Here is an 8106-nt window from a genome sequence, read left to right on the forward strand (position 1 = left end):
TTGATGGCGCCAAAGCCAGATGGTAGCAAAGAAGATTGTCCAAAAGCGCTTTTACCAACCTGTTTGATAAACCTGAAGGTAAAATTGAGCGTAAAGCCTTTGTATGCAATATCGTTAATCAACGATCCATAAAATTTAGGATCGGTATTGATGACGCTGGTATTGTCAATACCCGAAACCGGGTTGGCCGTAATATGGCCATCCTTATCATAAAATTGATACACACCTGTTTGCGGATTTACCCCGGCAAAATTAAATACCTTTTGTATGGTTGTTGGCATACCCAATACATAAGCGTTGGCGAATGATGTAGTATTGAGGCTTGGGTATTTAATAAGCGCAGTACGTGGTATGGTTAATAAACCGGTAGTTGACCATGTGAAATCTTTACCTTTAATGTTTACGCCAGTCAGGACAAACTCCCAGGCCTTGTTTTGCACCACAGCCGGCAGGTTTGTTGTTATTGATGTTGTCCCGGTAACTATGGATAGCGGGTAGCCATACAATACATCAGATGTGCGGTTACGGTAATAGCTTGCATCCAGAGTTATGCGGCCTTTTAAAAATTGAAGTTCGGCACCTATCTCGGCTTTTTTGGTGGTTTCCCATGATAAGTTGGGGTTTGCCGGGCTACCTGCAGAAAGCCACGGAATACCCTGGTAAGGCACGTTTACCGTTACGGCATAATAACTTTGTAAATAGCGATATGAGCCTATCTGATCGTTACCCGTAACACCATAGCTTGCGCGCAGTTTACCAAAGCTGATGAAAGGAAGGTTATCCTTTATGAATTTTTCCTCGGTAAATATCCAGCCTGCGCCTACCGCTCCAAAAAAATGGTATTGTTTGTTTGGGCCAAACTTGCTCGATCCATCGTAGCGGCCGCTTAAATGCAGCAGAAACTCGTTATCCCAAATGTAACCAATGCGGCCAAAAAGCGCGGCCATCTTGTTTTTATCATATCCATAAGGTACATAAGGCGTAATTTTTGTAGCGCCCGAAATACTTTTTAACAAGGCATCGCTGGTGTAACCGGTTGCAACTAACTGGGTAGACTCGGATGTTTGCTGCGCCAGGCTGGCACCTACTAAAGCGCTAAAATCGCCTTTACTTATTTTGGTGTTGTAATTAATCTGTGGCTCAACGCTCCATGTGGAGTTAACATCGGTTGTAAATTTGCTTTGACCGGTTGTTGCATTTAGAAAAGGCGCTGAGGCTGTGGTTGGCGTTCCTAAAAATTCGTTGATCTCCTGCCTGTTATAGCCCAGTGTTGCTTTTACTTCCAGTCCTTTAACCGGTTTATAGCTTAAAATAGAACTGCTGGTTAAATTGCTGGCCGGCGTATTGTTAATGAGTTTGGCTGATGTATAAGGGTTGTTGAAGGTATTGTTCTGGAAGTTTAATGATCCATCGGGGTTGTACAGTGGCGGGGCATCGGGTGCCAAAGAAACCGAGTTTGTAAAATCAACATTGGTTATTGTATTGTTATTATACAGATATCCGCCGGTAAATGATACCGAGAATTTATTATCTGCAGTAGCCGAATTTATGCTGAAATGTACAGACGCGTTACGATCAGAGCCACCTAACCGCATCAGGTTTGATTGCCTGTTGTAATTACCGCTGATGAGGAATTGTGTAGTGGCATTACCGCCAGAAATTGTAGCCTGCGCGTTGCTGGTGTGCGACGAACCGCCTATCAGCTCTTTTGCCCAATTGGTATAGCGTGTGGTATCCCAGGTGCCGTTAATATCATAAGCCTGTGAAAATGACGGGCCATCGTTTTTATAGGCCTCATGGCGCATTTCCAGGTATTGCTGAGTATTTAAAAAGTGAGGCAAGCGTGTAACCCTGCTTACGCCCGAGTATACGTTTACATCAACCTTAACATTGCCGGCTTTACCTCTTTTGGTAGTTATTAATATAACGCCATTGGCAGCACGCGAACCGTAAATGGCTGTTGCGTCAGCATCTTTAAGTACGTTAATGCTCTCAATATCCTGTGGGTTTATAAAGTTAAGCGCATCGCCGCCGATGCCAGATTTTCCCGGCAAGCTACCCAGCGTACCGTTCTGAAGATCATAGTAGCCACCCTGGTAGGGGATACCATCAACAATATATAAAGGATCGGTGCCGGTGCCGTTATTAATACCATTTTGCCCTCGTATTTTTACACTGTACACACCGCCAGGCATGCCTGTGGTTTTAACAATGTTCATGCCGGGTACGCTGGCTTGCAGGGCTTCTAAAACATTGGTAACGGGGTATTTGGCAATGTCTTTAGCGGTTATTGTAGTTTGGTTGCCAGTATTAAAACGTTTGGTAGTTTGGCCGTAAGCTATTACCTGCACTTCATCCAGCTTGCCAACATCGGGCTTAAGGCTTATAATAAACGGGGCTTTTATATCCTTAATGGCCACCTCCTGAGTGGTAAAGCCTACAAAACTTATTTGCAGTATGCCATTGGCGACGTTGGGGTCAAGAATTAAGGCGTTAAACTCGCCTTTGGCATCAGTAACCCAGCCCTGCAGTGTGTTTTTTAGTTTGATGCTTACCCCTGGTAAAGGATCATTTTGTGCATCAACCACCTTGCCATGTACCAGTACATTGGTTGGCTTTACCGATATAACTATTGGTTCGGGTTCTTTATCCTTACGCCTGATGACTATACTTTTATCAATAATAAGATAATCAAGCGGCTTGTTTTTAAAACATTTTTGCAGTACCTCATCAATGTTGGCATCGGTTATCTCCACATCTATTTTAGGGAGATTTTTTAAAGCGCCGGCTTTGTAAAAAAATGAATAACCACTTTGCTTTTCCAATTGCTTGAAAAGTTTTTCCATAGTAATGTTACTTGCATTTAAGTTTATGTGTTGGCCATAAACTGCTGCATTTACATGTAGAAAGCCTATCAGGAGGAGTAAAGTGGTTAGCTTCATTACCAATAGTATTTTTTTAAACCGCGTATAATTATAATTACAATGCGGCAAACAAGAAGTAGAAAATTGCATACTTTTGTATGGTTTTGGGTTAGTGTACAGTTTGTTTATCTCAAGTAAGTCAAATGAGGTTGGCCCATACTATTGCCGGACAGTGTTGGTAGCACTCTCCGGTTTTTTTATGGCCACCACGGCCAGGCAGCCTCGCCGCCCGATTGATGTAGTGTATTTATTTTACGATAATCTTTCTCCCTTCTATTTTAAAGTCGACACCAGAAAACGCCAGTATTTTTAATGCCTTTGAGGCAGTCATATTTCTCGAAAAGGTTCCGGTAAATCCATCGTTGCCAGGTATTTTGCCGGCGTATTCAACATCCACATCGTACCAGCGTCCAATTTGGCGCATTACCGTTTTAATATCGGCATTGTTAAAGTAAAATTTGCCATCCTTCCAGGCCATTACTTCTTCGGCATCAGCAACCTCAGTAACTTTAATTACCTGGGTTATTTCGTTATTGTTGATGGTGGATTGCTGCCCGGGTTTCAGCATGGCAAATGATATTCCTTTATTAACCTTTACAGAGCCTTCCAGCAGTGTTGTTTTAATCAACATTTCATCGGTATAGGAGTTAACATTAAAATGAGTACCTAAAACCTCAATCAACTGCCCGCCGGCGGATACATGGAAAGGCATGGCCTTATTTTTCGACACTTCAAAATAAGCCTCGCCAGTTAGTTCCACGTTTCGTTCTTTACCTGTAAACGCGGTAGGGAACTTTAGGGATGATGCCGCGTTGAGCCAAACCTGCGTTCCGTCGGGTAATATTACCTCATACTGCCCGCCTCTTGGGGTACTTACGGTGTTATAAGTTATTTCGGTAGTTTTTTGGCTTGATAAGGCAGCTGATAAATAAGTTAACAAACCGCTCCCTTTTTTTTGAATAATGGTTTGACCTTGCGTAGCAAGCCGGCCGTTCTTTTTATCATCCAATACCACCTTTGAGCCGTTGGTGAGGGTTAATATGGCCTTGTTGCCACCCGGTGCTATATCATTTTTAGCAATGTAGTTTGTTGTTTGTGTAGATGCCCGCTTGTTGTAATAATAAAAAGTAATAGTAATGGATAGCAGCAAAACTGCCGCTACCCATTTTAAATAATGCGGAAAAACATATTTGTTATTTTGTGCGGGGTATTTTTGAGGTTGTGTGTTGCCTATATGGGCCAATAAGTTGGTATAGGTATCCTGTTTTATCGCCATAAGGCGGTCATGACTTATGGATAGCTCTTCGCCGTTTAATTCTTCGTACCAATTTTCAACAAGTACTTTTTCTTCGGCCGTGGCAACACCCGAATTGTATTTCGAAATCAGTTTTTTTAACTCTTGCTCTTCCACGCTATATGCTATTTATATACATATACGTTTAAGGCGCAAAAAGTACTATGCGATTTTACAATTTAATTCAAATAAATTAACAGTGGAGTAATAAGGGCATGTAGCAAACCACAAAACCCACGGTAACGATAGGCGAATTGTAGTCTTTTAGGCAGGAACGCAGTCTTCCATAAGCGCTCTGGAGCTGATTTTTTACTGTTTGTTCGGATAATCCCAATTTTTCGGCGATTTCGCGGATAGAAAAGTTCTCTTCTTTCTTTAAAATATAGATTTCTTTCATTCTTGCCGGCATTTTTGTTACCTCGCCGGCAATTACAGTTTCCAGCTCCCGGTTTAACAGGAGATTTTCTGATGAAGTATCAAAAGGACTATCCACTATTGCTGCAGATTGCCTATATCTTAAGTGGATCTCGGATTTTTCAAATTCCCGCAACGTTTTATTTCGTAGGGTGCCATATAAAAATGGCAATATTTCATCGGGGCCTTTCAGGTTATCAAGGCTATCCCACAATACTATAAAAGCCTCCTGAACAAGGTCTTTAGATACGTCCTCGGCTTGCGTTTTGCGGTAAGTGTGGCGGTAAAGTTCGTCCCAGAAATTGTTAAAAGCCATCTCAAATACCTGGATCTTTTCAGACCAAACAATAGCAAGTTTATTGGAGATTGTAGCGGGCATTTAATGAATCAGCAAGTTTTTTTAAAGATACGAAATTATTAAAAAACTAAATTACAATACAGCATATACAGGAAAATCAATTAAAAACAAGCATGAGGCGCTTAGCTTCGGTGATATAGTTTAGTCATCTCTGACTCATAAAAAATATTAATCGGAACGTTCATTCCGAATTGAATATATATTTGCGGAACGATTATTCCAAATATAGAAAAAGTAATTAATACGCAAAATGAAAAAGTTAGCAAACAAAGTAGCTGTAATAACAGGAGCATCAAAAGGTATTGGTGCAGGTATCGCTAAAAGCCTTGCAGCAGCAGGAGCAAGCGTTGTAATAAATTATGCTTCGGCAAAAGCAGGGGCAGACCAGGTGGTTGCCGAGATCACTGCAAATGGCGGTAAAGCTATTGCTGTACAGGGTAATGTATCTAATGAAGCTGATATCACCCGTTTATTTGAAGAAACAAAAAACGCATTCGGTGCGGTTGACATCCTGGTAAATAATGCAGGTGTTTACAAATTTGGCGCTATTGAAGAAATTAACGCCGAAGATTTTCATACCCAATTTAACACCAACGTGCTTGGTTTATTACTGACTACACAAGGTGCGGTTAAAAGCTTTAATGAAAATGGTGGTAGCATTATTAACATTGGTTCGGCCGTTACTAGTATCACGCCTCCGGGAAGTTCAATTTACACCGCCACAAAGGGCGCTGTTGATGCCATTACCCATGTATTGGCAAAAGAGCTTGGTGGTAAAAAAATACGTGTAAACTCCATCAATCCGGGTATGGTTGAAACTGAAGGTACACACACAGCCGGATTTATCGGCAGTGACTTTCAAACTCAAATTGTAAGTACCACACCGCTTGGCCGCATTGGTCAGCCAGATGATATTGCTGATGTTGCAGTGTTCCTTGCATCAGAAGATTCACGCTGGTTAACAGGTGAAATATTACTGGCAAGCGGTGGCGTAAGGTAATACCCCCTGCTTTACAGAAAAATAATTAAAAATGAATAGCTTTGCTTGAATAAGCAAGGCTATTCCAGGTTATGGCAAGAACGAAAGATTTTGATGAGAATGAGGTGCTAACCAAAGCAATACAACTTTTTTGGCACAAGGGGTATAATGGCACATCCATGCAGGACCTGGTGGATGGTTTGGGCATTAGCCGGTCAAGTCTGTATGATACTTATAAGGATAAACACACCCTTTTTATGAAAGCGCTGGAGAGCTATCAAAATTCCGGCGCAGCTAAAATTCAGGAGATCATCGATCATTCCGGATCTGCCAAAGAAACTATCCAAAAGCTATTGGAACTTACGATTAACGATTTACTGGTTGATAAACAGCAAAAAGGCTGTTTCATGGTAAATGCCGAAGTTGAAGTAGCACCGCACGATGCCGAAGTTAATAAGCTGATATGCAAGAACGAACAACAAATGGATGAAGCCTTTTACCAGGTGATAAGGAAAGGCCAGGCCAGTGGCGAGATAAGAAACGGACAGGATGCCCGCGCATTGGCAAGATTCATATTTAATGCGGTAAAAGGCATGCAGGTTACCGCGAAATCAACTACAGATAAATCTGTTTTTGCTGACATCATCAAGCTTACCGTATCTGCACTGGATTAAAGTAGCTGATATTCATCGCCCAACATTCGTCCCGGATTTTCAATTAATTGAATAAAAATTATAGCCTTGCTTCTTTTAATCAGGAGCAAGGCTTTTAAATTTTCATCAATTGCCTCATTTAAAATGAAGCATTGCAAGTGTTTCGCCTTTAGGGAGTTCCCGGGCGGCATAATGGAGGCTGAGCTCGTGATTGGCATTCTTTTTTTCCAGCTGCAATAATTCTTTTACCGGTATCGTCATATTATAATCTGAAGCAGCATCAGCAAAGGCCCATTTTTTAAGGGTGTTTCCTTGCTCATCTTGTAGAACAATACTCCGGCCGGTGCCGGGCCCCTTAACGGTGCAATGTGTATACTTAATACGCAGGTTGTCGCCCTCATTTGCGTTATTCAGTTGCAGTACTCTTAAACTAAGTGGCTGGTTCACATACTGCTTCAGGATGAGTTTATTATTCAAATAGATTTCGTAACCGTCCAGCCCAAACTTACTGGTGAAACTAAATGCTGTTAAGCTTAATGTAATCAGCGTAAATACTTTAATAAACGCTTGTTTGAATGTGCTCTGTTTCATGACTTTAAATTTTAAATGAAAATATTTAGTGGTCCATGGAACAATATTAATCGAAAAGAAAACGCGGCAGAAAAATAGTAGAGCAACTACCAGAATAATAGACATCAGTCTTTTTATTCTTATACTCCTCTACTTTTTGTTTTGTGGGGATTTGTCTTTTAAGTGTTCAAATATCCTGGTACCCGGTTAAAGACAGCAGGTTGCCATCCGGGTCTTTGAACCAGGCCACTTTTGCCCCGCCGGGTGCCGCCCAAACACCTAAGCTATCCTGTTCTAAAAAACCAAAATGCTCACAAAAGACACCTTTGTCATTTAATGACTTGATCGTAGCGGTAATATCATCCACGTTCCAGCCCAGGGCAGTGAATGGGTGGGGCTTGAATTCTGGCACAATGGCCACACGCAACAACGTTCCGTTAGCATCAAATTCCAGTGCATACTGGTCCTCCGATAATAATTCCAGGCCCAATACTTCGCTATAAAATGACCTGGCCTTTTCCGGCATTATGGTCGGTACAAAGGCCTTTAAGTTTTGATTGGCAAGCATATCGCTTTTTTTAAACTAAGATACCGTGTTCTGTGTAAAATCGCTGCGATAATTTTGGCTTTTAAGTTAAAATAATAGATACCTCATTAAAACACTTCTTGCCTGAAAAACGATAATTTCGCAAAGCATGAAACCAGCAGAATCTACCAGCCCCACCGAAGAAGTAAAAGCCCATCTTGGCAGCTTCCAGGGAAACATTCCCCTCCATCGCCGTGAATCTAAACGCCCCTATACCTTTTCCGCACTGCCGTTTGGCGAACAACTGGCTATATGGGATGAACTTTGGCGCACTGCAGATCATTGGCGCACCCGGCTCCACGCTTTCTTTTTCCTGGAACGCCATCTC

At 41.8% G+C, this 8106-nt stretch carries 8 protein-coding genes; 3 read left to right on the plus strand and 5 right to left on the minus strand.

Annotation, left to right across the window (positions count from 1 at the left end):
• From Q0R88_RS25995 to Q0R88_RS26005, 3 genes are all read right to left on the minus strand, one after another.
• Nucleotides 1–2846 (minus strand): SusC/RagA family TonB-linked outer membrane protein (locus Q0R88_RS25995; protein WP_295721518.1); only part of this gene is annotated, 2846 nt, incomplete at its 3' end.
• Nucleotides 2847–3171: 325 nt separating this feature from the next.
• Nucleotides 3172–4335 (minus strand): FecR family protein, encoded by a 1164-nt coding sequence (locus Q0R88_RS26000; protein WP_295721520.1) that lies wholly within the window; start codon nucleotides 4333–4335, stop codon nucleotides 3172–3174.
• A 76-nt stretch (nucleotides 4336–4411) separates the two neighbouring features.
• Complete coding sequence (locus Q0R88_RS26005) at nucleotides 4412–5011, minus strand: sigma-70 family RNA polymerase sigma factor (RefSeq protein WP_295721522.1); 600 nt, start codon at nucleotides 5009–5011, stop codon at nucleotides 4412–4414.
• A gap of 229 nt (nucleotides 5012–5240) precedes the next feature.
• Here Q0R88_RS26005 and Q0R88_RS26010 point away from each other — a divergent pair, with 229 nt between their 5' ends.
• Both Q0R88_RS26010 and Q0R88_RS26015 read left to right on the plus strand, forming a co-directional pair.
• Nucleotides 5241–5990: a glucose 1-dehydrogenase gene (locus Q0R88_RS26010; RefSeq protein WP_295721524.1), complete on the plus strand. Its 750-nt coding sequence runs from the start codon at nucleotides 5241–5243 to the stop codon at nucleotides 5988–5990.
• A 71-nt stretch (nucleotides 5991–6061) separates the two neighbouring features.
• The gene (locus Q0R88_RS26015) at nucleotides 6062–6643 is read left to right on the plus strand and encodes a TetR/AcrR family transcriptional regulator (RefSeq protein WP_295721526.1); all 582 of its coding nucleotides are present in this window, start codon (nucleotides 6062–6064) and stop codon (nucleotides 6641–6643) included.
• Nucleotides 6644–6757: 114 nt separating this feature from the next.
• On the opposite strand, the gene Q0R88_RS26020 is transcribed toward Q0R88_RS26015, so the two are convergent.
• The gene (locus Q0R88_RS26020; RefSeq protein ID WP_295721528.1) at nucleotides 6758–7213 is read right to left on the minus strand and encodes a hypothetical protein; all 456 of its coding nucleotides are present in this window, start codon (nucleotides 7211–7213) and stop codon (nucleotides 6758–6760) included.
• 166 nt (nucleotides 7214–7379) lie between these two features.
• Nucleotides 7380–7760, minus strand: a complete 381-nt coding sequence (locus tag Q0R88_RS26025) for a VOC family protein (RefSeq protein ID WP_295721529.1) — start codon at nucleotides 7758–7760, stop codon at nucleotides 7380–7382.
• A gap of 127 nt (nucleotides 7761–7887) precedes the next feature.
• On the opposite strand from Q0R88_RS26025, the gene Q0R88_RS26030 reads away from it, so the two are divergent.
• The coding region (locus Q0R88_RS26030) for a hypothetical protein (RefSeq protein ID WP_295721531.1) at nucleotides 7888–8106 on the plus strand (219 nt) is incomplete at its 3' end.

The organism is Mucilaginibacter sp. (assembly GCF_025362475.1).
Lineage (GTDB): Bacteria > Bacteroidota > Bacteroidia > Sphingobacteriales > Sphingobacteriaceae > Mucilaginibacter.